Below are 1,068 nucleotides of genomic sequence, written 5' to 3' on the forward strand. Positions count from 1 at the left end.
TGTGGCTGGGGTCGGAGGCGGCTGAGCTGGGTGTTTCCGGTGTCGCGATCGTGGCGCGGGCTGCGGGGGTGGATCCGAAGACGGTGCGGCGGGGCCGGGATGAGCTGGCGGCGGGGATCGTTCCGGACGGCCGGGTGCGCGGGCCCGGCGGCGGGCGGCCGTCGGTGACCGATCTCGACGCCGGGCTGGCGCCGGCACTGCGGGAGCTGGTCGATCCCGAAACCCGGGGGGATCCGATGTCGCCGTTGTGCTGGACGGCCAAGTCGACCGCGCACCTGGCCGGAGTGCTGACCGAGGGCGGTCATCAGATTTCGGCGCGGACGGTGGCCGGGCTGCTCAAAGCCGATGGGTACTCGCTGCGGGGCAACGTCAAGACCGTTGAGGGCAAGCAGCCTCCTGATCGGGACGCGCAGTTCGGATACATCAACGAGCAGGTTGTGGTGTTCGCCGCGGCCGGAGATCCGGCGATCAGCGTGGACTGCAAGAAGAAGGAGCTGGTCGGGAACTTCGCCAACGGCGGTGCCGAGTGGGCTCCGGCCGGGCGGCCGGAGAAGGTGTCCGTGCATGACTTCCCTGACCGAGAGCTTGGCAAGGCGGTGCCCTGCGGGGTCTACGGCCTGGCGGCGAATGCCGGCTGGGTGAACGTGGGGGTCGGGGCGGACACCGGGGCGTTCGCGGTCGCCTCGGTCCGCGGCTGGTGGGAGCAGGCCGGGCGGGCTGCCTGCCCGGCGGCCCGGAGGCTCCTGATCACCGCCGATGCCGGCGGGTCGAACGGTTCACGGCTGCGGCTGTGGAAGACCGAGCTGGCCGTCCTGGCCGCCGAGACCGGCCTGGAGATCACCGTGACGCACCTGCCGCCGGGAACATCAAAATGGAATCGCATCGAGCATCGGCTGTTCTCCGCCATCACCATGAACTGGCGGGGCAGGCCGTTGACATCCTACGAGGTCATCGTGGAAACGATCGGCACCGTCACCACGAAGACCGGCCTGACCGTGGAGGCCAGGCTCGGTCTCGGCGACTACCCCAAGGGCATCAAGATCAGCGACAAGGACATGAAGGTCTTCG

1 protein-coding gene is annotated in these 1,068 nt (G+C 69.6%); it reads left to right on the forward strand.

The genetic code is table 11. From position 1 onward, the window contains the following. Positions 1 to 1,068, forward strand: a 1,068-nt coding sequence (locus AC07DW_RS34645) for an ISAzo13 family transposase (RefSeq protein WP_478861554.1), incomplete at both ends; no start/stop codon positions are given.

It is taken from the genome of Streptomyces sp. NPDC045701, assembly GCF_056432045.1.